A 23,746-nucleotide genomic window follows, 5' to 3' on the forward strand; every position below is an offset into this window, starting at 1 on the left:
ATGTCGGACCGCCCCCACGAAATCATCATCATCAAGCGCCACGGCGACCACGAGGAGGGCCATCACGGCGGCGCCTGGAAGATCGCGCTCGCCGACTTCATGACGGCGATGATGGCGCTGTTCCTAGTGATGTGGCTGATCAACTCTACGAGCAAAGAGCAGAAGCAGACCATCGCCGAGTACTTCAACCCGGTGAAGCTCGCCGAGGTCACCCACGACCGCAAGGGCGTGAACGACCCGCAGGACACGCCCAACGACCCCGCCCCGTCCGGCAAGGGGAAAGGCGACGGCGGCAATGCCGAGGGCAAGGGCGACGCAGCCGGCGCGCCGGGCAGCCGCGCCCGCGAATCCGCCCTGTTCCAGGACCCCTACGCCGTGCTCGCCAAACTCGCCGCGGAGGCCGAGGCCGCCGGGCCGGAAGCCGCGAGCGCGGATGCCTCCGCCCTCGAAGCCGGACAGCCGGGCGTGGCCGGCGGCGAGACCGGACGCGACCCGTTCGACCCGCTCTACTGGCAGGTCGCCGCCCTGCCGCGTCGGCGCACGGACAATCCCGGCGCCCTCGACTCCGCCGCCGCCGCGCCGGCCGATTCCCGCCTCGACGCGCGGGCCCAGACCGCCGGCTCCAAGCCCAGGGAGCCGCAGAAGGAATCGGCCAAGGACATCGCCCGCCAGAGCCTGAGCGATGCCATGCGGCAGGCCGGTGTCAAGCTCGCCTCGGCCGAGCCGATGCCGCTGACGATTCCGAGCGCCGAGCCCGCCAAGCCCTCGGCCGAGGCGGCACCGCTCGCATCCCCAGCCGAAGCCAAGCCGGCGCCAGCCGAACCGACGCTTCTGGCGAAAGCCGAAGTGCCTCCTGCCAAGGACATTACCCCTGCAAAGGAATCGGCGGCGCCGGCCGATCAGGCCGCGAAGGCGGCCGAGACCGCGGCACTTTCCGCGCTGAAGGCCGAGATCGCGCGGGCCGTGCCGTCGCTGCCCAACGGCGCGCCCGCCCCGCAGGTTGAGGTGCGCCGCACCGGCGAGGGCGTGCTCATCAGCATCACCGACGAGATCAATTACAGCATGTTCGGGATCGGCTCGGCCGAGCCGACACCGAAGGTGGTCAAGGCGCTGGAACGCATCGCCAAGATCCTCAACAGCCGCCCCGGTCGCGTCGTCGTGCGCGGCCATACCGACGGTCGCCCGTTCCGCTCGGAGACCTACGACAACTGGCGCCTGTCGTCGGCGCGGGCGCAGATGGCCTCCTACATGCTCGTGCGCGGCGGCCTCGACGAGGCCCGCATCGACCGCATCGAGGGCTATGCCGACCGCCAGCCCCGCATCGCCAGCAATCCCAAGGCCGCTGAGAACCGCCGCATCGAAATCCTGCTGCGGGGGCTGCCGGAATGATGCTCCGGACGCTTCCAAGGCGCCCTCTCGCCCGGTTCAGCCGCTCGGCCGTCATCACGGGCCGGCCGGCGAAGCCATCGCGCCGCAACGCCCTCACGGCTCTCGCGCTCGCCCTCTGTCTCGTGATCGCTCCGGCAAAGGCCGCCGAGCACGGCGACACCCATGCGCCGCCCGCGGAAGCCCATGCCGCCGACGACCATGGCGGCCACGGCGCCCCGGCAAAGCCGATCGAACCGCTGCCGGTGAAGGCGCACGGCCTGCCCGTCGAACTGACGCGCACGCTCCAACTCCTGCAGGACCGCATCGCCCGCGGCTCGACCCAGGCGCATCTCGCGCAGCGTCAGCTCCTCGGCCATATCGAGCAGCGGCTGATCGCCCTCGATCCCGAAACCTGGGCCGAGGCGGAGAACGTGCGCGCCGCCGTCACCTTCGCATTGGCGGGCGGCGGACCGGGGGCCCTGCGGGTGATCCTCAGATCCGGCAAGGTGCCGGAGGCGGAACAGCCCCTGGCGCTCGGGGCGCTGGCCTATCTGGAAGGGCGCGAGCGGGAGGCGCGGGCCAAGCTCGCCGGCATCGACCCGCACACGATGCCCGCGGGCCTCGCTGGGCAGCTCGCGCTGACGCAATCGGCGCTGATGGTGCGCGACGCGCCGGTCAAGTCGCTCGAGCTCCTCGACCTCGCGCGGCTTCTGGCGCCCGGCACGCTGGTCGAGGAAGGGGCGCTGCGCCGCCAGATCTTCGTCGTGGCGCAGGGCGGCGATGCGCGCCGCTTCGAGGCGCTGGCGATCCAGTACCTGCGCCGGTTCCGCCGCTCGGTCTATGCCGGCAACTTCCGCCAGCGCTTCGCCGGAGCGCTCACCCGCCTCGACTTCGACAGCGACCGCACCCGCATCGCCAGCCTGGAGCGGATGCTCGACGAGATCGAGCCCGAGGGCCGGCGCGACCTCTACCTGTTGGTGGCGCGCGCCGGGCTGGAACAGGGCCGCCGCGAGACCGCGCTGTTTTCCGCCGAGCGGGCGATGGGGCTCGCCGCGCCGGATTCGCAGCCGGCGGCGCAGGCGCGGCTCTATCGCGGTGCGGCGCTGATCGTAGCCGACGGGCGCTTCGAGGAGGGCTACGAGGCCCTGCGCGGCCTCGACCGCGCCGATTTCGTGCCGACCGACGCCGAACTGCTCGACGCCGCGCTCTCCACCGCCCGGCAGATCCGCACGCCCTCCCCGGTCACCGAGGCCGCCGCGACCCCGCCCCCCTCTTCGAGCCGGCCGATTCCGGAATCCGGTTCGCTCCTGCGAGCGCAGGAGGCCCTGGCCCGGGCCGAGCGCGTCATGGATGCCCCCACCCGCACCCCTTGAGTCCTCCCCGCACTCCAACCATCGGACGATCGACCCGTGATGCGGTCCCTCGACACCCTCCCCCTTCTGCGGCCCAAGTCCGAGGCCGGTCGCGCCCCTTCGGGCGAGGATGCGCGCGCGGGCGTCCCGCCTGATTTCGAGGCGATGCTCGGCGCCTTCGAGAACGGGGCGGCGGAGCGCGGGACGGCCGATACGGGCACGGCACGGACCGGAGAGGCCGCGGCGGAACAGGTCGAGGCCGGGACGAACATGTCGCCCCCCTCCCCGCCGAGGCCTTGCCCGCAACCACCCTCGACGTCGGCGGCTCGGCCTTGCAGGCGCTGATGGCGCTCACCGGTCCCGCGGTGCCGACGATCGCGGTTCCCCCGGATGCCAGCCTGGAGGCCATGGTGCAGCGGGCCGCCGCACGCGCCGGATCAGGGCCCGGCCCGGCCCCGGCGGAGCCGGCCTTGCAGATGTCGATGGTCGGCCTGGAAACACATTTCGCGCCGGTCCGGCCCCATGGCGCCGCCCCGGCGGAAACGGCCATCGAGTCAGGCCTGAACGCGCCATCCGCGCCGCCGATGCCCCCGACATCCGGCAGCATCGGCGCCGCGCCGGCCGCGCCGGTGAGCCCAGAAAAGGCGCCCGATGCGACCGTGCCGTCGGCATTGCCGGCCGGCGGGCCGGACGGACCGCTCGCGCCAGGACCGGTCGCGATGCAGCCTCCGGCAGCCCGCAGCGACGCCAGCGATCCGGCCGTGCCATCCGATCGTCCGGCACCGGACGCGCCCGCGAACGCGTTGACGGCACCGGCCGCCACGACACCCGCGCGACCGGCCTCGCCCGTTCCAGGCGCTGACCGCCCCGCCGAATCGACCCCGGCGAGCCATGCACCGGCACCGGACGAGGCCGTTCGGCAAGCGGCGGGCGCTCCCCCGGCACAAGCGGCCGGCGCCGAAGCTCCGCGAAGCCCCGCTGCCCGCGGACGCGCGACGCCCCGGAGCGATCAGGCCGAGCCGGTCGGTGCGGCGGACAACGCCGCTCTCCCCGATCAACCGGAGGGCACGAGCCTCGCCGAGCCGGTCGCCGTCGCCCAACCCGGCACGCCGGGGCAGACCCGAGGCGACCCCGAATCGCGGCAGGATCGCCCGGCCGCCATCGCACACCCGGATACGATGCCGGAGCATGCCGCCGTGGCCGTGCCGCGACCGCAGTCTGAAGGTGGCGCGCGCGCCGAAAGGGCCGGAAGCGACGCGGTGACGATCGAAGCACCGCGCCCGGACATGCCGTTGGCGCCATCCGGTCCGCAGGAGACGGCCGGCCTGCCGACGCCGGCGCCGGCCTCGCCGCTGCGCCAGATCGTCGACGCGGTCGCCGCCCAGTTGCCGGCGGCACCCGCCGCGATAGCGACTCCATCGGCCCGTCCCATTCCGGCTTCGACCGAGGCCGGGCCGCTGAAGATCCTCACGCTCCAGCTCCACCCGGCCGATCTCGGCTCGGTGCTGGTGCGGATGCGCCTGCAGGACGGGCGGCTGGAAATGAGCCTGCGCACCAGCCGCGAGGAGACCGCCGAGCGCCTGCGCAAGGAGGGCGACCTGCTCGCGGGCCTGCTGCGCGAGGCCGGCTACGAGCCCGAGGCCGTGACGATTCAATCGGGCGGCCCCGGCCCGGGCGAATCCGGGCCGCGCGGTCAGGGATTCGCGTCCTTCGCCGGATCGCAGGGCGGCCAGCACGACAGACAGCCTGGCGCAGCGACGCCCGATCAATCGGGCCGGCGCCCGTCCCCGCGCGCGGACGCGGCCGCCACGCCCACCGAGGAGCAGGACCATGAGACGGATTCTCGCGGGCGCGATCGCGGCAGCCTGTATCTCTAGTGCCGCCGGCCCGAATGCGGCGGCCGCGCATTCCACCGCCGCCGAGGGCGCCGCGGAGGCTGCCTCCGCGCAGACGGGCGCACTGGGCGGCGACGCGCGCGGCGGCTCCAAACGTCCCTTGATGGCCGGCGCCTCCCGCGTCTGCGAGCGCCAGATGGCGCAGGCGGCGGCCAAGCACGGCGTGCCGCTCGGCATGCTCTACGCGGTCGGGCTGACGGAGAGCGGCAACCGCGGCTCGCTCCAGCCCTACGCCATGAACATCGGGGGCAAGGCCTATTTCGGCAGCGGCGCCGCCGACGTGATGCAGCGCCTCGCCCAGGCGCAGCAGGAGGGCGTGCGCCTGGTCGATCTCGGCTGCATGCAGATCAACCATCACTATCACCGGGCGAAATTCGCCTCGCTGGAGGCGATGATCGACCCGGCCCAGAACGTCGAATACGCGACGCGCTTCCTGAAGGAGCTGAAGGAGCGCGAGGGAAGCTGGACGCTCGCCGTGGCGCGCTACCATGCCGGGCCGAACAACAACCCGGCGCAGAAGGTCTATGTCTGCCGGGTGATCACCAACATGGTCGCCACCGGCTTCGGCAACTGGACGCCGGGTGCGAAGTCGTTCTGCCAGTAGATTGGGCTCACCCGACGTAGGTGTAGCCCATATACCGCTTGGCCTCGATCGGATCGTAGCCGAGCCGCTCGGCGAGCTTCTTGCGCAGCTTGCTCACATGGCCCTCGATCACGCTCTCCTCGACGCCGTTGCTGTAGACGCCGTAGACTACGTTGAAGACCTGGGTCTTGGTGAGCCGGCGCCCGCGGTTGCGTACGAGATATTCGAGAATGTGCCGCTCCCGCCGCGGCAGGGACAGCGGTACGCCGTCGATCTCGGGATCGCGCCCGTCGTGGAAGACCTTGAGCCGGTCCGGCCCACGGGCCTCGCCCTCGGTCTCGCCTTCCGCCTCGCTCGGTTGAACGGCCCCGTTGACGCGGCGCCAGATCGCTTCCGAGCGGGCCAGGATCTCGCGGACATGGACGGGCTTGGGCAGCACGTCGTCGATGCCGGCTTCCAGGAGTTCGACGGTCTGCTCGAGCGAGCGCAGATCGGCGAGCGCGATGATCGGTGCGCGGGACTGCTTACGAATGACGCCCGCGCATTTCGCCCGCTCCGCGAAATCGCCGAGAAGGAAGCCCTGGATCGCTTCGAGGTCGGCGGGAGAGGCTGCCCGGAGCCAACTCAGGAACTCGTCGGGCATGAGCGCGAACGAGGAAATGCCCTCACGCTCGAAGCTGGCCTTGTAACCCGCGTTCACGGTATCGCGCGGATCGACCAGGAAATACATCGACGACCATCCCCCTGATCCCGCCGGATCGCCCTGCCACTGCGCCGCGATCTGGGCAGGTTTCGGGCGCCACCGGAAGACCGTCTCCGCCGCCTTCCGCAACGCATCGAGACGCTGCCGCACCCGATTCATGGAGCGCGGCCGCAAGGGGGTCAATCTACTGATTGTACATTTTCAGACAGTGACGGTGTTCGTGTGATGCGCGTGGCATTCGCGCCGCTTCACGCGTGCCCGACCCGGGCCTGACGGAGGGCGTGGGCGAAGTTTTCCAGAGAGAGCGCCGCCGTCTCCTCCGCAACGATTCGCTGAATCGCGACGCCCGCGAACACCTCGTCGAGCACGAGCTTGAAGAAGACCGTCACCGACTCGGCCGCGAATTCGAGATCGAGGACCACCTGCATGGAGCGGCCCCAATCGAGGCACACATCGGCCGCGTCGGCGTAGGTCAGCACCGATTCCTTGAAGAACAATTCGGCCGAGGAGGAGACGATGTCGGCGATGTTGCCGTGCCGCTCGCCGCGGATCCAGCCGATCAGCACGCCGCCGTCGAGCAGGCACAGCTCGGCGATGAAGTCGCGCAGCGCCTCGGCGAAGATCTGTTCGGCCGCCGCATGGCTGTGCGGGACGGCCGACGGTCCTGGCGCGAAACGTTGGACCTGAGGGGTCATCGGGCTCTCGCGAAAAGGAAGAAAAGGATCTGCGCCACGGCGCGGTAAAATTCTGCAGGAATCGTCTGATCGACCTGCACAGCATCGTACAGGGATCTTGCGAGAGGCTTGTCCTCGATCACGGCGATGCCTTTTTCCTCGGCGATCGCGCGGATACGCAGCGCGATGAGGTCCTGCCCCTTGGCGATTACGAGGGGGGCCGGGTTTTCGCTGGGCTCGTAGCGCAGGGCCACCGCGAAATGGGTCGGGTTGGCGATCACTACGGTCGCCCGGTCGACATTGGCGAGCATCCGGTTGCGGGCGCGGTCCTGGGCGAGCGAGCGCAGCCGCGCCTTGACCGACGGATCGCCCTCGGTCTGCTTGTGTTCGTCCTTGATGTCCTGGTGCGACATCCGCAGCGAGCGCTGCCAGCGCAGCCGCGCCCAGACGAGATCGCCCGCGACGATGACGATGGTGGCGATGGCCACAGCCGAGACCAGACGGATCGCGACCGTCAGGATCAGTTCGGGCAGTTGGCTCGGATCGACGAACATGGCGTTCACGGCTCTTGTCCGCTCCGAGCGCAGGAGCAGAAGGGCAACGACACTGACCGACAGGAATTTAACGAGGGATTTCAGGAACTCGACTTGACCCGAGGTTCCGAAGATTCGCGCGAAACCCGCCATCGGCGACACCCGCGACCATTTCGGCGTGATCCGGTCGAGAACGAAGCGCGGCAGGTTCTGTAGAAGCGAGGCGCTGAGACTGCAGACCGCCAGGATCAGCAGGATCGGCAGCAGGAAGCGCCCGGCTGCCAGCGCCACGCGGCTCAGGAGCAGCATCGCGTCGCCGCCGGACTCCAGGGAGAAGCCGCGCGGATCGTCGAGGAGCGGCGCGAAGTCGCCGGCGAGCTGCGCCGCCTGCCCCCGCGCGAACAGGGCCAGCGCGATCAGCAGACCGAGCGTCGAGGCGAAGACCGGCGCCTCGCGCGAGAACGGGATGTCGCCCTTCTCGATCGCGTCGCGCACCCGCCGCTCGGTGGCGGCTTCGGTCTTGCTCTCCTTGTCGTCGTCCGCCACGCATCAGCCCCGCCGATGCCGAAGCTGACGCCGGGGACGCGGATCAGCGGATGAGCGCTTCATCCTCGCCTCCCGGATTGATCTCGATCTCACCGCGCCCGGCCATCTCCATCGCCAGATCGGTGATGGTGCGGCGCGCCTCCAGCACGTCGCGCTGTGCCGCCGGCTCGCCGCCGTTCAGCTCGTGCTCGACCATGCGGCGCACGCGCGCCGAGAGGGCGCTGAGCACCGTGGTGCGGAAGTCGGCCTCCGTGCCCTTCAGCGCCAGCACCAGCCGGTCGTTGGGCACGGCATCGAACAGAGTGGTACGGGCGCGCGGTGCCAGCTTGACGATGTCGTCGAAGGTGAAGAGCAGACCCTTGAGGATCTCGACCGATTTCGGACGCGACTCGCCGAGGCTGGAGAGCACGTCGTCCATCTGCTGGCGTTCCATCTTGTTGATGATGTCGGCCATCTTGGCGTGCGTGTCGGCGCCGGAATTGCGCGCACCGTTGATCATGAAGTCCTCGTGCAGGGTCTTCTCGATCGCGTGCAGCACGTCATCGACGATCGGCTTGAAGCTCAGCATCCGCCGCATCACCGTGTTGCGCACCGGCGCGGGCAGGTGGCCCATCACCTTGGCGGCGGTGGCGGGCTTCACCTTCGACAGGATCAGCGCGGCGGTCTGCGGGTGCTCCTTGACGAGGTAGCTCGCCAGCACGCTCTCCTGCACGGTGCCGAGCCGATCCCACACCGAGCGGGTGGCGCTGCCGCGCACGTCGGCGAGGATGTCGGCGATCTGGTCGGCCGGCAGCAGGCCGCTGAGCAGCTTCTCGACCTCGCTGGCGGTACCGATCAGGCTGTTGCCGGCGGAGAACTCGGCGGAGAAATGCTCCACCACCGTATCGAGCTGCTCGGGGCTGACCGCGCCGAGATTCGAGGCCGAGCGGGTGATGCGCTTGAGTTCGTCCGGCTCGAAATACTTGATGAGCCGCCCGGCCGCGGGCTTGCCCATGGCGAGCAGCAGCGCCGCGACCTGATCGACGGGCTCGAGCCGCCGGGTCGCCACCGCACGGGGGGCGACGGCGCCCGAGGAGACGGCGTCCGATGGGACGGGGCTCGATGCCAGAGGGCTCGAAGACATGGCGGCCCGTTCTCGCCCGGGCTCAGGTGTTCTGGTCGGTGGCGGAGGGGCCGACCACCTCGGTCAGCGACACGCCGAACCGGGAATTGTCCTCCTCGACGATCACGATCTCGCCCCGCGCGATGACCCGGCCGTTGACCATCACATCCACCGGCTCGCCGACCCGGTGGTCGAGGGGGACGACGGCGCCGCGCCCGAGCTTCATCAGATCCGCCACCGGCATGGTCGCCGAACCGAGCACGACCTGCATCAGCACCGGGATGCGCAGGATCGAATCGAGGTTGCGCCCGTCGCCGACGCGGGGCTCGGTGCCGGCCAGATCGGTATCGGGGAAGGGGCTGCTGCTCATCGCTCGGGCTCTTCGGGTCCGCTTCGTGCGTGAGGACGGTCTAGCCGGCTTGGCTGACGCGAGGCTGTCGCCGCATGTCGTAAGGTTGACGCTTCGCGCGAGCCGCCGCGGCTGACATTTCGCTGACGGCGTCCGTCAGGTTCGCGGGGTTCTCCAGTGACAAAAGGGGGCATCACGACACCCGCCAGGAGCCGAACCCCATGAACACCCTCAAGACCCTCGTCGCCGCCACGCTGGCCACCGGCCTGCTCGCGGCATCGGCACAGGCCGACACGCCCGGAAAGGATTGGATGCCGATCGACCAAGTGCTGACCAAGCTCGCGGAAGCCGGGTACGGCACGGTGCACAGCATCGAGGCCGATGACGGGGTGTGGAAGGCCAAGGCGGTCCGGGACGGCCGGAGCGTCAAGGTTCAGCTCGATCCGCAGACCGGAGCGATCGTCGAGAAAACCAAGAAGCAAAGCGACGACTGAGACGGACTCCGCCTCACGGCTTCTCCGAGCGGGCCGCGACGAGGGCCGCGCGCGACGCCTCCAGCGCGTCGAGCACCGCACGCGCCTCCTCGATCTTGAGGCTCAGGGCGTCCAGAACCTCGCGGCCCTCCTCCTTGAAGGAGCGCACCGCCTCGCCGGCCTGCGTCAGCGCCACGCCGGAGGCGGCCACCGCCGCGCCGTACTCGGCCTGGGTCCGGTCGAGGCGCTTCAGCTTCAGGTACATCGGCAGCACGCAGGCGCTCGTCGCCACGAGCGCGACGAGCAGCACGCCGTCAACCAAGGAGCCCATGGCCGCCCTCCTTCTCCGGATTGATCGATTCCTCCACCCGCAGGACGTAGCTGCCCTGCGACTGGCCGGCCCGGCACCAGAACAGCGGCCGGTCGTTGCCCTCGAGCTTGATCCGCGTCGCGGGCGTCGCGTCGAGGGTGAGCACCTGCCCGACTTTCAGTCCGGCGATCTCGCCGAGCGTCAGGTGACGCTCCTCGAGGACGGCACGCAGGCGCACGGTCGTCTTCTGCACCTCGGCCGCGATCTGTTCGGCCCAGCGCGGGTCGCGGGCGGCGGATTCGCCGGTCAGCACCTTGCCGAGCGCCGGACGCAGCGGGTTCAGCACCGTCTGCGGGATGATGAGGAACATCTCGCCGCCGCGGTTGAGCGCCTGGAGCAGGAACTTGGCCTGCACCGCCTTGTTGGAGCGCCGGCCGATCACCGCGAACTCCATCCGGGTCTCCATCCGCTCCAGGCGGAAGGCGGTCTGCGAGACGAGGCCGAAGGAGGATTCGAGCGCCTTGCCGACCTGCTCGAACACCATCTGGGCGATGCGCAGCTCGATCGCCGAGAAGGTGCGCTCGTCCTCCACCGGCGGCTCGGCGCCGTCGGAGCCGAACAGCACCTCGACCATGGTGTAGAGGAAGTCGCGGTCGAGCCCGACCAGGACGTGGCCGTCCCATTCCGGTGCCTGGAAGATGCCGACCACCGCATTGGCGTCGTAGGCGTCGAGGAACTCGCCGAAGCGCCCGCTCTCGACCCCGCTCAGGGAGTAGAAGGTCGTGGAGGCGGCCAGGTGCTTGGCCGCATCGCTGCAGGCGGTGGCGAGGCGGTCGAACACCACGCTGAGCATCGGCAGCCGGTCGAGCGACAGGCCGCCGGCCTCCTGGATGCGGGTTCGGATGTCGGTCGCGGGCTTGGTCGCCGTCACGAACGGGGGCAATTCGGGCTGGCGCTCGGGGGCCGCCTCGGGGGCTCCCGCGGGCGCCGTGTCGAGCGCCGCCTCGGGGGCCGCGTCGAGCGCCGCGCCGGGGGTTTCGGTCTCGTCCATCTGCGATCGACCCCTTACGCCGCGGCCGGTTCGGCGCGGGCGCCGGGCACGGTGGCGCTCTCGACTTCGTCGATGGTCGGGCGGTCGGCACCGGCAATGCCCTTGCGGCCGTGCTCGATCGCGACCTGGGGCAGCGCGCCGTTCATGTAGGCGATCAAGCTCTGCTTCACGATGGTGTAGACGCTGCACTGCTTCTCGCGCACGCCTTTGATCTTCACGGCGAGCGGGGCGAGCATCCCGTAGGACGCGAACACGCCGATGAAGGTGCCGACGAGCGCTGCGCCGATCAGGCCGCCGAGGATCTGCGGCGACTGGTCGAGCGCGCCCATCGCCTTCACGATGCCGAGCACCGCCGCGACGATGCCGAGCGCCGGCAGCGCCTCCGCCACGGTGTTGATCGCGGCATAGGGCTTGAGCTTGTACTTCTTGTGCGTGCCGATCTCCTCCTCCATCAGCGCCTCGATCTCGTGCGAGCGGGCGTTGCCGATAAGGATCAGGCGGCAATAGTCGCAGATGAACAGCACCAGATCCTGGTCCTTGGTCACCTCGGGATAGTTCTTGAAGATCTCGGAATTCGCCGGATCGTCGAAATGCGTCTCGACCTCGTTGCGCGGCTTGGTCTTCAAGTCGCGCATCAGGGCGTGCAGGAGCCCCAGCAGCGAGAGGAAGTCCTGGCGCTTCGGCCCCTTGTTGGTGAAGGCCTCCATCGTCGCCTTGCCCGAATCGACCACCGTCTTCATCGGGTTGGCGATGACGAAGGTGCCCGCCGCCATGCCGAAGATGATGACGAACTCCCAGGGCTGCCAGATCACGATTAGGTGCCCGCCCATGGCGACGAAGCCGCCGAGCATGCAGCCGATCGCGATGACGAGGCCGACGAGGATTCCCATGAGAAGACTCCGGGGGACACCGCTGCGGGGACGGGTGCCGACGCGCGGCGGCCCTTTGTCCGAGCCAATAGGCATAGTGGCTTGCGCGGAGCTTTTTCGCGCAGCGGCAAGGCACGCCGATGCCGGGGCTGACCTTGGAGGCGGGCGTTCGAGCGCCTAACTGAGGCTCGGCCTTTTCCCTCGAACCGGAGCGTTTCCTTGGCCCAAACCGACGATCGCCTGCCGCAGATGCACGCCACCACGATCCTCATGGTCCGCAAGGGCGGCCGGGTGGTGATCGGCGGCGACGGTCAGGTCAGCCTCGGCCAGACCATCGTGAAGGGCAATGCCCGCAAGGTCCGGCGCCTCGCCAAGGGCACGGTGATCGGCGGCTTCGCCGGTGCCACCGCCGACGCCTTCACCCTGTTCGAGCGACTGGAAGCCAAGCTGGAGCAGTATCCCGGCCAGCTCACCCGCGCCTGCGTCGAACTCACCAAGGATTGGCGCACCGACCGCTATCTGCGCCGGCTGGAGGCGATGATGCTGGTGGCCGACAAGGAGGTCAGCCTGCTGCTGTCCGGCGCCGGCGACGTGCTGGAGCCCGAGACCGGGGTGATGGCGATCGGGTCGGGCGGCAACTACGCCCTCTCCGCTGCCCGCGCGCTGGAGGACGGCGAGCTCGACGCCGAGGCGATCGTGCGCCGGTCGATGAAGATCGCCGCCGAGATCTGCGTCTACACCAACGGCAACCTCGTGATCGAAACCCTCGACGCGGCCTGAGGGCCGCGCTCCCTGGAAAGCCGGGCCTCGCCCGCTTAGATCGTTCGTGGGAAAGGCCCCGCGCCCGGCGCGCCGCCCCACACGTCCCAAAAAAACGGCCGCAGGAGCCCGATGACCACCTTCTCTCCCCGCGAGATCGTCTCCGAGCTCGACCGCTTCATCGTCGGCCAGAAGGACGCCAAGCGCGCGGTCGCGATCGCCTTGCGTAACCGTTGGCGGCGCCAGCAACTGAAAGGGCCGCTGCGGGACGAGGTGGCGCCCAAGAACATCCTGATGATCGGCCCGACGGGCTGCGGCAAGACCGAGATCGCCCGGCGCTTGGCCCGGCTCGCGGGCGCGCCCTTCCTCAAGATCGAGGCCACCAAGTTCACCGAGGTGGGCTATGTCGGCCGCGACGTGGAGCAGATCGTGCGCGACCTCGTCGAGGTCGGCATCGGCCTGACGCGGGAAGAGAAGCGCAAGGCGGTGAAGGCCAAGGCGGAAGCGGCCGCCGAATCCCGCATCCTCGACGCCCTGGTGGGGCCGACCGCGAGCCAGGCGACGCGCGAAAGCTTCCGCAAGAAGCTGCGGGCGAGCGAACTCGACGACAAGGAGGTCGAGATCGAGCTGGCCCCGTCCGGCTCGCAGGGTATGCCGATGTTCGAGATCCCCGGCATGCCCGGCGCCTCGATGGGGGCGATCAACATCTCCGACATGCTCGGCAAGGCGCTCGGCGGCCAGCGCGGCAAGCCGCGCCGCATCACGGTGGCGGAGGCCTACGCGCCGCTGATCGCCGAGGAGAGCGATAAGCTCGTGGACGACGACGCGCTGACCCGCGAGGCGATCCGCGAGGTCGAGGACAACGGCATCGTCTTCCTCGATGAGATCGACAAGATTTGCGCCCGCGAGGGCCGCTCGGGTGCCGACGTCTCCCGGGAGGGCGTGCAGCGCGACCTGCTGCCGCTGATCGAGGGCACCACCGTGGCGACCAAGCATGGGCCGGTGAAGACCGACCACATCCTGTTCATCGCCTCCGGCGCCTTCCACGTCTCGAAGCCGTCCGACCTGCTGCCCGAGTTGCAGGGCCGCCTGCCGATCCGCGTCGAGTTGCAGCCACTCACCGTCGAGGATTTCAAGCAGATCCTCACCGCCACCGAAGCCAGCCTCATCAAGCAGACGGTGGCGCTAATGGAGACGGAAGGCGTCACGCTCGACTTCACCGAGGACGCCATCGACGCGCTCGCCCGCGTCGCCGTCGAGGTGAACGGTTCGGTGGAGAATATCGGCGCCCGCCGCCTGCAGACCGTGCTGGAGCGGGTCATCGACGAGATCTCGTTCACCGCCACTGACCGCTCCGGCGAGACGGTGCCGATCGACGCAGCCTATGTGCGCGACCGGGTCGAGGATCTGGCCGCCAACGCCGATCTGAGCCGCTTCATTCTCTGATCGTGCGCGGACGCAACGCCGCGCCCGACATCGCCCTGCCGATCCTCGCCCTCCTGGCGGGGATGGTCTCGATTCAGAGCGGCGCCGCACTCGCCAAGGGGCTGTTTCCGGTCGTCGGCGCGGCGGGCGTCACGTCGCTCCGCGTCGGCTTCTCGGCGCTGATCCTGCTCGCGGTCTGGCGGCCGTGGCGACGCAGTCTTGAGCGGGGCGAGATCGGTGCCATTGCGCTCTACGGGGCGGCGCTCGGGCTCATGAACCTGTTGTTCTACCTGTCGCTCCGCACGATCCCGCTCGGCATCGCGGTGGCCATCGAGTTCACCGGTCCGCTGGCGGTGGCGTTGGCGGGTTCGCGCCGGGCACGCGACTTCGCCTGGATCGGACTCGCGGTGCTTGGGCTCGGCCTGCTGCTGCCGCTGGGCGAGACGAGCACCCTCGATCCGACGGGCGCGGCGTTGGCGCTGGGCGCGGGCCTGTGCTGGGCCGCCTACATCGTGTTCGGCCAGCGCGCCGGCCGGGCCGGCGGCGGTCGGGCGGTGTCGCTCGGTATGCTGGTCGCCGCCCTCGTCGTCGCACCGGTGGGCTTGGTGGAGGCCGGCACCGACCTGTTCACCCCGGCGACGCTCGCGACGGGTCTCGTCATCGCCGTCCTGTCGAGTGCCCTGCCCTACTCGCTCGAAATGTTCGCCCTCACGCGCCTGCCCCGCCCCGCCTTCGGCGTGCTGATGAGCCTGGAACCGGCCGTCGCGTCGGTGGCCGCCCTCGCCCTGCTCGGCGAGCGGCTGACCCCGGTGCAGGGCGGGGCCATCGCCTGCATCGTGGCGGCCTCGGCAGGGATCACGCTGGCGGCCAGACGGCGGACGTCGCAGAGCCCGTGAGTGCTTAAGACAAGTCGGCGTCCAAAACGTTTTCGATGGTCGCGAGGACGAACTCGATCTCCGCCGTCGTCGGCTCGACCGTCAGATCGCCGTGAACGATGCGGTTTCTCAGTGGGATCAGTTCGCGCAATCGGCGCTCTGCTGGCGGCTCAATGAAGCCTTCCATTGCCAGCGTCTGGACGACCGTGCCGGGTTTGCGTGACAGACTCTCCAATCCATCGCGACGGGCTCGCAAGGCCGCCTCCAACAGGGCCCAGCCCACGATGAAGGCCGCCCGCAGATTGCCCTGTGCAGCGAGTGCCTTCACCTCGTCAGCCGATTCCCGAATGAGATCCGGGGAGGCGGGCGCAACCGTCTCGGCCTGTTGCGGATCGGTTCCGGTATAAAACACGCGGAACTGCCAATCGGCATGGTCTTCGAAGAGGCGCCTGATCTCGGACAAAGCACGCTGTGTCGATGACGTCGCCTGCTCCTTCAGTTCGATGACGATGTTGCGTCCCGACTTCTGAGCAAGCGCATCCGGAACATAGGAACCGAAAAATCCGGGAAGCTGTTTCGGATCGGGCTCCGACGTGAAAGCGAAACCCTGCTCCTCGTAGCGCCGGCGCAAAGCGTCGATGAAGTGCTTCTCAGCCTCGGGCCGAAGCGATCGAACCTGTGCCGTCACAGGAACCTCCAACTCAAGTCGTCGTCGATCCTGACGTAGACAGCGGGGGGCGGAACATCCAGAGCGGCCACCAACTGCGCACTTGGATCGGTGAACGCACACCCCACTTCGGGTTCGAACTTTTGGACGACGATACGTTCGACATCGTTGTCCGTCATACAGGCGACGTGGATCAAAGCATCCATAATCGGTTTCACGATATTGTCGATGTCGCCTTCCATCGGCAGAGCTGAAAAGTAATAGATTGTCAGACCTAATGGGCGCCGATCAAGAAAGCCCAGGGGATCCGTTTCACGAATCCGCTCCCGCGCGGCCTCTCTGACGGCAGATTTCCAACGCTCCTTCGAGCGGCTGCTCGCCTGAAGTGAAACCGGCGTGGACGGTACGACGAACTCAAGGGGATATAGCGTCTCCTGCTCGGGCAAGGTCCGGCGTACCTTCGCGACTCGATCCGCTCTTTCGGCCACGCTGCCATCAGGCCGTGAAGAGCGCAACGCGTGCTTGCAGATCCGCTGTCCCTACCCTTCCCAAACCTGCCCCGGCCGCAGCGCCAGGAACCGATCCGGCGGAAGCGCAGCCGCCGTCAGCGCTTCGCCCAGCGCCTCGACGGGGCGCTCGATGCCCTCGTCGGTGAGCTTGAACGTGCCCCAATGGTGGCCGAGCGCCTGATCGGCGCCGAGCAGGCCCAGGGCTTCCACGGCGTCGGCGGGGTTCATGTGCTGGGGCTGCATGAACCAGCGCGGTTCGTAGGCGCCGATCGGCAGAGTCGCGAGCCGGGGCGGGCCGAACCGGGCGCGGATTTCGCGGAAGAGCGCGCCGTCGCCGAGGCCGGTATCGCCGACATGGTAGTGCACACCGCGCGGCGTCGTGAGCACGAAGGCGCACCACAGGGCCATGCGCCGGTCGTTGAAGCCGCGCGCCGACCAGTGGTTGGCCGGCGTCAGATGCACGGTGATGCCGGCGCCGAGATCGACCGACTCGCCCCAATCGTGGCTCTCGACATGCATGGTCTCGTCGTAGCCGCGCAGGATCGCGTCGTTGCCGAGCGGGGCGACGATCAGCGGCTGGTGGTCCTGCCACAGGCGGGCGATCGTCGGCCCGTCGAGATGGTCGTAATGGTTGTGCGTGATCAGCACCGCATCGATCGGCGGCAGGTCGGCATAGGCGATGCCCGGCGCGTTGACCCGTTTCGGCCCGGCGAAGCGGACCGGACTCGCGCGCTTGGCATAGACCGGATCGACCAGGATGTTGCGGCCCGCGACCTGGAACAGGTAGCTCGCATGTCCGATCAGGACGACGCGAAGCCCCTCGAACCGCTCCGGCGGCCTGTCCGCCGGAAACGGGCTCGGGAAGCTCGCCGGCCACGCCTCGGGCTTGCCGGTCCGGCGCCAGCGGGCGAGGTCGGAGAGCGACTTGTCGGGCGGCTGGTTCGGGGCGTGGAAGCGCAGCCCGTCGAAATGCGCGCTCTCGGGGCCGCGGTAATAGGGGTTCTTGTTCCGGCGATGCGCGGCGTAGCCGACACCCCCGAGGGTCATCACCGTGGCCGCGCTGGCGACCGTGAGCAGGCCACGCTTCTTCATACGGCCAAGATGGCCTGTCCGGTCCGCGGTTCAAGCGCGGCGCAGGGCCTCACGAGCGCCAGCGCAGCTCCTGGCGGGTCAGGGGGTTGGCGAAGGGGCGGCTTTCGCGCGCCGCCTCCAGGGCCTCGCGCTTGAGGCGGAAATACCATTGCGAGGGCAGATCGCCCTGGCCGAGCAGCACCATGGTCGGCTTGCGGTCGAGGCCCGCCTGCGCGTGCTGGAGCACCTGCTGATCCTGGGTCAGGAACTGGCGCATCAGCGGCCGGGCGATCGGCTTCAGGAGGTTGAGCGCCGGCATGCTCCAATAGAGCGCGTTGGTCAGCATCGTCCGGTTGGGGGCCATCGGCGTGGCGAAGGTGTAGTTGGCCACGCGCTTCGTACCCGCCTTGATCCGCTCCAGCCGCACGCCGGGCAGGCGGAACTCGATCTCGACCTCCGGGGCGCCGCCGAGCAGGCGGTAGACCGGCGAACTCGTCGTGGTCGCGTGGCTCGTCATGACGAAGCCGTGCGGCACGGGCTGGAAGGTCTTCACCTTCTCCCGCAGCTCCTTCGAGGGCCGGAACCACCACGTGTCGTGGACGAAGGCGACGTGGCCCGGATCGACGAGGCTCAGCGTCGTCAGGTCGAACGAGGCCTCGACCTCCAGTTCGAGCACGAGGCAGCCGGCCGGCTCGAAATCGAGGGAGGGCACCGCCGGCACGGCGCCGGCGTCGGAGGGGCCGAGATGCGGGTTGACCCAGAGGAAGCCCGCGCTCTCGACGATGGGGAAGCGCTGGACCGCGATGCGCGAGAAGTCCGAGGCGTCGTGCGCGGAGAGCGTCGGCACGTCGCGGCAGCGCCCGTCGGTGCCGAAGCGCCAGCCGTGGAACGGGCACATCAGCGTGTCGCCGTCGAACTTGCCCTTGGACAAAGCCATGCCGCGATGGGGACAGCGGTCGCGCAGCGCGAACAGGCTACCGTCCTTGGCCCGGCCGAGCACGACCTGCTCGCCGTTGAGCGCGACGGCCCGCATCTTTCCGCCCGCGACCGCCGAGGCGCGGCCGGCGCAGTACCAGGCGTTCGACAACGGCTCGCGCATGGCGCGCGGATCGAGGGCGTCGTCGGTAGAGATGCGCGGGGCGGTGGCGGAGGACATGACGTCTGAAGGGCCCGATGCTGACGGGCGCCCTCTTTAGGCTCCTCGCCGCCCGGCGGCCAGCGGCATGGGCGGAACCGCATGCTGCACCGCGGCGAGACAACGCACCGGATCAGCCGCCAAGGCTCTTTCGCACGGCGAAAATCACCCCTACCTTGGGCTCATCCGCAACGAACGAAAGGAGGTGATCCAGTGTCTCATTGTCATCAGCCGTCGCCGACGACCAAGACCTGGACTGTTGCCTCCGGCGTGTGCGCCTAACGCACCCGCGGGATCTCAGCAGGTTTCGTCGGACTGACCGGTTCGACAATGGAAGGGCCGCCCCTCGGGGCGGCCCTTCGCATTTCTAATGTCTTGAGGACGGCTCAGCGGTGCTGAACCTGGAACAGCGGGGCGGCCAGGGCCTCGCAGCGGGCGCGCCAGAGATCGCGCTCGGTCCGCAGGTCGTCCATCTTGCCGACCTCTTCGGCGATGTGGGCGCGCAGCTCGCGGATCTCCTGGGCCAGGATGACCTGAAGCTCGTCGCGGCGCTCGGATTCCAGCCGGAGCCGAGCCTTCAGCATCATGTTCTCAGCCATGATCTCGGCGACGTCCTCGTCGGCAGCCTCAGCCGACTTTGCGGCGACGGAGACGAGGCGGGGCGACCAGCCGCTGTTGCGGGCCTCGGCGTCCGGCTCGGCGGGAGCGGGCTCCGCGCCGCGCGTCTCGACGGCAGGCGTGTCGGACATGGCGGTGCGCATCGTGGCGAGCCAATCACGCAGCGGCGCGGTAGCAGCGGGAGACCGGAGACCGGGCTCGGGAGACGGGGCCTGTCGCGCGGGTTCCGACATCGGGAAGTCCTCGGGCACCTCCAGCGGTGCGTTGAGGAGCATCAGACCTCAACATGCTTAACGAAGAGTAAAGCTTAACCATCCGCTTACGTCCGTTTCGGGTACGGTCCCGCATCGGTCAGCGGGCAAACCCTCCGTCGGGATCGCCCCAGGAAATGCAGGGCCATCGCTCGAAGCCGCAGGCGCGGCTTCGCGGCGCGAAGAGCGCCGCGCGGAGCGGGCTTTCTGGGGCGTAAGCCCCCGAAAGCATCGAGCGGAGCGGAAGCCTAAGCCCGCGGAGGCGGGCGCCGGCGACTGAGGCCGGCAACAAAGCAGGGTCATCGCTTTCGAGCGATGGCCCTGATAGGAAACGGGCTTGGGATTGACTTGGGGCGGGCCAGGGCCTATCCGCCCGGCTCCATTTCGACGTTCGAACGTCACGATGAGCCGCCGACCGGCCCGAGGGGCCGGAGGTCAACGTCCGACAGCGCGTGTGCGCCCTCGGGCGCCCTTGTCGTTGCCGGGCGTGCGCCGAAGCGTCAAACGAGCCCTGCCATGGCGCCCGCGAGCGACACCACCCTTCGCATCGAGGATGCGGTCAACGACCTCTGCCCGTGGTCGGGCAAGCCGATCGTGCCCGAGGCGCTGACCCTCTACAACGGTGCGGTGGTCGGTTTCTGCGATGCGGCGTGCCGGGACAAGTTCGCCCGTGCGGTGGCCTCCTTCGAGGATGCGCTCCGCGCGCGCCGCGTGGCCAATGCCGGCCTTCACCAGTAGCCCAGGCTGACGCGACACATGTTCGAAGGCCTTTCCGACCGCCTTTCCGGTATCCTCTCCGGCCTGACGCGCCGCGGCGCCCTGACGGAAGCCGACGTCACCGCCGCCATGCGCGAGGTGCGCCGCGCGCTGCTCGAAGCCGACGTGGCGCTGGAGGTGGTGCGCTCGTTCACCGACAAGGTGCGCGAGAAGGCAGTGGGCGCCGTCGTGCTCAAGTCGGTGACGCCCGGCCAGATGGTCGTGAAGATCGTCAACGACGAGCTTATCGCGATGCTCGGCACCGATGCCAGCGTCGTCGATCTCAACGCACCCGCTCCCGTCGCCATCCTCATGGTCGGCCTCCAGGGCTCGGGCAAGACGACCACCACGGCCAAGATCGCCCGGCGGCTGAACCAGCGTGACAAGCGCCGGGTGCTGCTCGCCTCCCTCGACACGCGGCGTCCCGCGGCGATGGAGCAGTTGGCGGTGCTCGCCAAGCAGGTCGAGGTCGAGAGCCTGCCGATCGTCGCCGGCCAGTCGGCGGTGCAGATCGCCAAGCGTGCTATGGAAGCCGCCCGCCTCGGCGGGTTCGACGTGGTCATGCTCGACACCGCCGGCCGCACCACGGTCGACGAGGGCCTGATGAACGAGGCCGCCGAGGTCAAGGCGGCGACGAAACCCCACGAAGTCCTGCTGGTGGCCGACGCGCTCACTGGCCAGGACGCGGTCAACACCGCGCGCGCCTTCGACGAGCGCCTCGGCGTCACCGGGATCGTGCTGACCCGCATGGACGGCGATTCCCGCGGCGGCGCGGCGCTCTCCATGCGCGCCGTCACCGGCAAGCCGATCAAGCTCGTCGGCGTCGGCGAGAAGGTCGATGCGCTGGAGGAATTCCACCCGCAGCGGGTGGCCAACCGCATCCTCGGCATGGGCGACATCGTCTCGCTCGTCGAGAAGGCGGCCGAGACCATCGACCACGAGCAGGCCCTACGCACCGCCGAGAAGATGCGGAAGGGCAAGTTCGACCTCGAAGACCTGTCGATGCAGCTCGCCCAGATGGAGAAGATGGGCGGCATCGGCGGCCTGATGGGGATGCTGCCCGGCATGGGGCAGATGAAGAAGCAGGTCGAGGGCGCCAACCTCGACGAGAAGATGTTCAAGCGTCAGCGCGCCATCATCTCCTCGATGACGGCAGGGGAGCGCAAGAACCCCGATCTGCTCAAGAACAGCCGCAAGAAGCGCATCGCGGCGGGTGCCGGCGTCAAGGTCGAGGAGATTAACAAGCTCCTCAAGATGCACCGGACCATGGCCGACATGATGAAGGCGATGGGCTCGGGCAAGCGCGGCGGCATCGGCCAGGCGCTCGGCAACATGTTCGGCCTCGGCGGTGGTATGCCGGGCGGGTTGCCGGGCGGCATGAAGCTGCCGCCGGGCATGCCGGAGCCGACGCCGGAGCAGATCGCCGAAATCGAGAAGCAGTTCGGCGGCAAGCTGCCGCCGATGCCGGCGGGGCTCGGGGGTGGAAAGATGCCGGGCCTGCCGGGTTTGGGCGGACCGAAGATGCCGGGGCTGGGCGGCTTCCTGCCGGGTAAGAAGAAATGACAATCTTGTCCGCGCAAGGAATCGATCCCGAGCTGGCAAGCCTGCGTGAGAGCATCGACAACTTCGATGCCGCGCTCATCCATCTGCTCGCCGAACGCTTCCGCTGCACCCAGCGGGTCGGCGAGTTGAAGGCCCGCAAGGGTCTGCCTCCCTCCGATCCGGATCGGGAGGCCCGTCAGGTCAAGCGCCTGAGAAATCTCGCGGTCGAAGCCAAGCTCGACCCCGATTTCGCCGAGAAATTCCTCGCCTTCGTGGTCAAGGAAGTCATTCGGCACCACCGGACGATCGCCGAAAGCGTCGATCAGAACACTCCAGCGAAACCCGACACCGAAAGGAACGACTGATGTCCCTCAAGATCCGTCTCACCCGTGGCGGCGCCAAGAAGCGCCCGTACTACCGCATCGTCATCGCCGACGCCCGCGCCCCGCGCGACGGCCGCTTCATCGACAAGGTCGGCGCCTACGACCCGATGAAGGCCAAGGACGATCCGGCCCGGATCGTGCTCGACAACGAGAAGATCCAGTCCTGGCTCGCCAAGGGCGCGCAGCCGACCGACCGCGTCCTGCGCTTCCTCGACGCCGCCGGCCTCGCCAAGCGCCCGACCCGCAACAACCCGCAGAAGGCCGAGCCGGGCGAGAAGGCCAGGGAGCGCGCCGCCAAGCGCGCCGAGAAGGCTGCCGCCCCGGCCGAAGACGCCGCGGCGTAAGCCAGGCCGTCCCTCCCCACGACGGATCCCGGGCTTGCCCGGGATCCGCTCCGGTCCGCCCGAGCCGGGCGGACCCGGCTGGGTCCGGGGCGGGACATTTGACCGATCGAGACAGGCAGACTGCATGGCCCGCCGCCCCGGATCCTCATCGCGCGGACCTGCGCGGTCCGACCGCCTCCCTACGGAGGCCGTCACCTCGGCCCGTAAGCCGCACGCCGCCGCGCCCACCCCGCCCGCCTCCCCCGATCCGGGGCTTGTCCTGCTCGGCGAGTTCGGCCGGCCGCACGGGCTGCACGGCGAAATCCGGCTGAAATCCCATACCAGCGAGCCCCTGGCGATCGCGGGCTACGGCCCGTTGCACGCCTCCGACGGGCGCACCCTCGAACTCGCCAACGTCCGGCCCGCCGCCGGCAGCTCCCCCGACCTGCTGATCGTGCGGGTGAAGGGCGTGGACGACCGCACCGGCGCCGAAGCCCTCAACCGCGTCACCCTCGCCATCGCCCGCGAGCGTCTGGGCGAGGTGGAGGACGAGGACGAGTTCTTCCTCACCGACCTGATCGGCCTCACCGTCGAGGACGGCGCCGGGACGGTGATCGGCACCATCGTGGCGGTGCCAAATTTCGGCGGTGGCGACCTGCTCGAGATCCGCCCGGCAGCGGGCGGCCCGACCGCGCTCCTGCCCTTCACCAAGGCGTTCGTGCCGAGCCTCGACATCGCCGGTGGAAAGGTCGTTGCCGACCCGCCCGACGATCTGTTCGCCCCGCCGGGGCCGAAGCCCGCCGACGATCCGGGCTGATCACCGATCAGCGTGTGCCCGCCTCCATCGCGACGCGAGCGAGGCGGATCGGCTCGGACGACAGCGCCAGGGGCCCATCGAAGGGCCGCTCGTGCATCGCGATCACGCTCAGCGTCGTCACCATCGCGGCGGAGAACAGGGCGAGCGTGGTCGCTTGCGCGAACGGGCGCTCGCAATGGACGAGGGCGATCGATGTCAGCGTCAGGATCGCGAGCACGAGCAGCGTCAGCCACTTGCTCTCGTCGCTGCGCGCGGCGCTGAGGGCGAGACGCTCGCTACGGGCCGAGCGGAGTTGCATCACCGCTTCGAGAAGGGCCGCATAGGTCGCCTCGCCCGCCTCCGCGGCCGTGCGCGGGTCGGCCGCCGTCTGGAGCAGGCGCCCGAGCGCTTGGCCGACGGCCGGGGCCGAGGCGCCGTCCGCGGCCATGGAGGGCCACTCCTCCTTCACGACGGCATCGAGATAGGCGAACAGCGAGGTGCGCAGGCCGCTCATGTCCGGCGCGGAGGCGATGCTGAGATCGTAGACCGCGAGCGCGTGCGACCGCTCGGCCTGGACCACGCGGCTGGCCTGCCGCTGCCGCTCCCAAGCATCGTTGGCGACGAAGCCCGTCAGCAGCGAGAGCAGCACCGCGATCACGCCGATATAGGGCGGCACGATTCCGCTCGCGAGCAGGCGCATCCCCGACCGCGTCCACGGCAGGTTCGAGAGCAGGCTCAACAGCAGACAGAGCGCGAGGAAGACGCCCGAGAGGAGGGTGAACATCAACCAAACGGGTTGGTCGAGCCAGAGGTCGAGGATCATTGCCG

General features: G+C 69.4%; 27 protein-coding genes. 13 read left to right on the forward strand and 14 right to left on the reverse strand.

The features are described 5' to 3' along the window. The 4 genes from OVA30_RS24310 to OVA30_RS24325 all read left to right on the forward strand — a co-directional run bounded on the left by OVA30_RS24310 (position 1) and on the right by OVA30_RS24325 (position 5,219). The gene (locus tag OVA30_RS24310) at positions 1 to 1,389 is read left to right on the forward strand and encodes a MotB family protein (RefSeq protein WP_268177246.1); all 1,389 of its coding nucleotides are present in this window, start codon (positions 1 to 3) and stop codon (positions 1,387 to 1,389) included. After that, complete coding sequence (locus OVA30_RS24315) at positions 1,386 to 2,741, forward strand: chemotaxis protein (RefSeq protein WP_268177247.1); 1,356 nt, start codon at positions 1,386 to 1,388, stop codon at positions 2,739 to 2,741. Before OVA30_RS24310 ends, OVA30_RS24315 begins: the two co-directional genes overlap by 4 nt. Before the next feature lie 275 nt (positions 2,742 to 3,016). Continuing rightward, on the forward strand, positions 3,017 to 4,597 hold the full coding sequence (locus tag OVA30_RS24320; protein WP_268177248.1) for a flagellar hook-length control protein FliK: 1,581 nt from the start codon (positions 3,017 to 3,019) through the stop codon (positions 4,595 to 4,597). Continuing rightward, positions 4,551 to 5,219, forward strand: a complete 669-nt coding sequence (locus OVA30_RS24325; RefSeq protein ID WP_081397072.1) for a transglycosylase SLT domain-containing protein — start codon at positions 4,551 to 4,553, stop codon at positions 5,217 to 5,219. The genes OVA30_RS24320 and OVA30_RS24325 overlap by 47 nt, the downstream gene beginning before the upstream one ends. 7 nt (positions 5,220 to 5,226) lie before the next feature. Here OVA30_RS24325 and OVA30_RS24330 read toward each other — a convergent pair whose 3' ends face one another. The 5 genes from OVA30_RS24330 to fliN all read right to left on the reverse strand — a co-directional run bounded on the left by OVA30_RS24330 (position 5,227) and on the right by fliN (position 9,126). Further along, entirely contained in the window at positions 5,227 to 5,928 is a 702-nt protein-coding gene (locus tag OVA30_RS24330) for a response regulator transcription factor (protein ID WP_003601574.1), read from the reverse strand. A gap of 221 nt (positions 5,929 to 6,149) precedes the next feature. Then, positions 6,150 to 6,596, reverse strand: coding sequence for a hypothetical protein (locus OVA30_RS24335; RefSeq protein WP_003601573.1), 447 nt, complete (start codon positions 6,594 to 6,596; stop codon positions 6,150 to 6,152). Further along, entirely contained in the window at positions 6,593 to 7,654 is a 1,062-nt protein-coding gene (gene flhB, locus OVA30_RS24340; RefSeq protein ID WP_003601572.1) for a flagellar biosynthesis protein FlhB, read from the reverse strand. The genes OVA30_RS24335 and flhB overlap by 4 nt, the downstream gene beginning before the upstream one ends. Before the next feature lie 43 nt (positions 7,655 to 7,697). Beyond that, complete coding sequence (locus OVA30_RS24345; RefSeq protein ID WP_003601571.1) at positions 7,698 to 8,777, reverse strand: flagellar motor switch protein FliG; 1,080 nt, start codon at positions 8,775 to 8,777, stop codon at positions 7,698 to 7,700. Positions 8,778 to 8,799: 22 nt separating this feature from the next. Further along, positions 8,800 to 9,126, reverse strand: a complete 327-nt coding sequence (gene fliN, locus OVA30_RS24350; protein WP_003601570.1) for a flagellar motor switch protein FliN — start codon at positions 9,124 to 9,126, stop codon at positions 8,800 to 8,802. 200 nt (positions 9,127 to 9,326) lie between these two features. Here fliN and OVA30_RS24355 point away from each other — a divergent pair, with 200 nt between their 5' ends. Next, positions 9,327 to 9,599 (forward strand): PepSY domain-containing protein, encoded by a 273-nt coding sequence (locus tag OVA30_RS24355; RefSeq protein WP_268177250.1) that lies wholly within the window; start codon positions 9,327 to 9,329, stop codon positions 9,597 to 9,599. Positions 9,600 to 9,612: 13 nt separating this feature from the next. Here the strand turns inward: OVA30_RS24355 and OVA30_RS24360 are convergent, their stop codons facing one another. Genes OVA30_RS24360 through motA form a run of 3 tightly spaced genes read right to left on the reverse strand, consistent with a single transcriptional unit; the run spans position 9,613 to position 11,829 of the window. Continuing rightward, positions 9,613 to 9,909 carry a hypothetical protein gene (locus tag OVA30_RS24360; protein WP_076641205.1) on the reverse strand — a complete coding sequence of 99 codons (297 nt, stop codon included), beginning with the start codon at positions 9,907 to 9,909 and terminating at the stop codon, positions 9,613 to 9,615. After that, positions 9,893 to 10,939: a flagellar motor switch protein FliM gene (locus tag OVA30_RS24365; protein ID WP_268177251.1), complete on the reverse strand. Its 1,047-nt coding sequence runs from the start codon at positions 10,937 to 10,939 to the stop codon at positions 9,893 to 9,895. Before OVA30_RS24365 ends, OVA30_RS24360 begins: the two co-directional genes overlap by 17 nt. A gap of 14 nt (positions 10,940 to 10,953) precedes the next feature. Then, complete coding sequence (gene motA / locus OVA30_RS24370; protein ID WP_003601565.1) at positions 10,954 to 11,829, reverse strand: flagellar motor stator protein MotA; 876 nt, start codon at positions 11,827 to 11,829, stop codon at positions 10,954 to 10,956. Positions 11,830 to 12,027: 198 nt separating this feature from the next. On the opposite strand from motA, the gene hslV reads away from it, so the two are divergent. The 3 genes from hslV to OVA30_RS24385 all read left to right on the forward strand — a co-directional run bounded on the left by hslV (position 12,028) and on the right by OVA30_RS24385 (position 14,888). After that, positions 12,028 to 12,588: an ATP-dependent protease subunit HslV gene (gene hslV, locus OVA30_RS24375; RefSeq protein ID WP_012252396.1), complete on the forward strand. Its 561-nt coding sequence runs from the start codon at positions 12,028 to 12,030 to the stop codon at positions 12,586 to 12,588. A gap of 111 nt (positions 12,589 to 12,699) precedes the next feature. Beyond that, positions 12,700 to 14,013, forward strand: coding sequence for an ATP-dependent protease ATPase subunit HslU (gene hslU, locus OVA30_RS24380; RefSeq protein WP_003601561.1), 1,314 nt, complete (start codon positions 12,700 to 12,702; stop codon positions 14,011 to 14,013). A gap of 2 nt (positions 14,014 to 14,015) precedes the next feature. After that, positions 14,016 to 14,888: an EamA family transporter gene (locus tag OVA30_RS24385; protein WP_268177252.1), complete on the forward strand. Its 873-nt coding sequence runs from the start codon at positions 14,016 to 14,018 to the stop codon at positions 14,886 to 14,888. A gap of 4 nt (positions 14,889 to 14,892) precedes the next feature. On the opposite strand, the gene OVA30_RS24390 is transcribed toward OVA30_RS24385, so the two are convergent. The 5 genes from OVA30_RS24390 to OVA30_RS24410 all read right to left on the reverse strand — a co-directional run bounded on the left by OVA30_RS24390 (position 14,893) and on the right by OVA30_RS24410 (position 19,142). Next, positions 14,893 to 15,555, reverse strand: coding sequence for a hypothetical protein (locus OVA30_RS24390; RefSeq protein ID WP_268177253.1), 663 nt, complete (start codon positions 15,553 to 15,555; stop codon positions 14,893 to 14,895). Next, positions 15,552 to 15,980 carry a RusA family crossover junction endodeoxyribonuclease gene (locus OVA30_RS24395; protein WP_268177254.1) on the reverse strand — a complete coding sequence of 143 codons (429 nt, stop codon included), beginning with the start codon at positions 15,978 to 15,980 and terminating at the stop codon, positions 15,552 to 15,554. The genes OVA30_RS24390 and OVA30_RS24395 overlap by 4 nt, the downstream gene beginning before the upstream one ends. A gap of 93 nt (positions 15,981 to 16,073) precedes the next feature. After that, positions 16,074 to 17,135 carry an MBL fold metallo-hydrolase gene (locus tag OVA30_RS24400; RefSeq protein ID WP_268177255.1) on the reverse strand — a complete coding sequence of 354 codons (1,062 nt, stop codon included), beginning with the start codon at positions 17,133 to 17,135 and terminating at the stop codon, positions 16,074 to 16,076. A gap of 49 nt (positions 17,136 to 17,184) precedes the next feature. Further along, entirely contained in the window at positions 17,185 to 18,270 is a 1,086-nt protein-coding gene (locus OVA30_RS24405; RefSeq protein WP_268177256.1) for an aromatic ring-hydroxylating oxygenase subunit alpha, read from the reverse strand. Between the two features lie 365 nt (positions 18,271 to 18,635). Beyond that, positions 18,636 to 19,142, reverse strand: coding sequence for a hypothetical protein (locus tag OVA30_RS24410; RefSeq protein WP_268177257.1), 507 nt, complete (start codon positions 19,140 to 19,142; stop codon positions 18,636 to 18,638). Positions 19,143 to 19,634: 492 nt separating this feature from the next. Here OVA30_RS24410 and OVA30_RS24415 point away from each other — a divergent pair, with 492 nt between their 5' ends. From OVA30_RS24415 to rimM, 5 genes are all read left to right on the forward strand, one after another. Then, positions 19,635 to 19,856, forward strand: coding sequence for a hypothetical protein (locus tag OVA30_RS24415; RefSeq protein WP_003601553.1), 222 nt, complete (start codon positions 19,635 to 19,637; stop codon positions 19,854 to 19,856). A gap of 18 nt (positions 19,857 to 19,874) precedes the next feature. Next, positions 19,875 to 21,437, forward strand: a complete 1,563-nt coding sequence (gene ffh, locus OVA30_RS24420) for a signal recognition particle protein (RefSeq protein ID WP_268177258.1) — start codon at positions 19,875 to 19,877, stop codon at positions 21,435 to 21,437. Beyond that, positions 21,434 to 21,781 (forward strand): chorismate mutase, encoded by a 348-nt coding sequence (locus tag OVA30_RS24425; RefSeq protein ID WP_012252404.1) that lies wholly within the window; start codon positions 21,434 to 21,436, stop codon positions 21,779 to 21,781. Before ffh ends, OVA30_RS24425 begins: the two co-directional genes overlap by 4 nt. After that, a complete protein-coding gene (gene rpsP, locus OVA30_RS24430; RefSeq protein ID WP_268177259.1) occupies positions 21,781 to 22,143 on the forward strand; it encodes a 30S ribosomal protein S16 in 363 nt (120 codons plus the stop codon). Before OVA30_RS24425 ends, rpsP begins: the two co-directional genes overlap by 1 nt. Before the next feature lie 124 nt (positions 22,144 to 22,267). Continuing rightward, a complete protein-coding gene (gene rimM, locus OVA30_RS24435; protein WP_268177260.1) occupies positions 22,268 to 22,939 on the forward strand; it encodes a ribosome maturation factor RimM in 672 nt (223 codons plus the stop codon). Between the two features lie 7 nt (positions 22,940 to 22,946). Here the strand turns inward: rimM and OVA30_RS24440 are convergent, their stop codons facing one another. Next, positions 22,947 to 23,741: a bestrophin-like domain gene (locus tag OVA30_RS24440; protein WP_012605717.1), complete on the reverse strand. Its 795-nt coding sequence runs from the start codon at positions 23,739 to 23,741 to the stop codon at positions 22,947 to 22,949. Between the last annotated feature and the right edge of the window lie 5 nt (positions 23,742 to 23,746).

Source organism: Methylorubrum sp. SL192 (assembly GCF_026672325.1).
GTDB classification, from domain to species: Bacteria; Pseudomonadota; Alphaproteobacteria; order Rhizobiales; family Beijerinckiaceae; genus Methylobacterium; species Methylobacterium extorquens.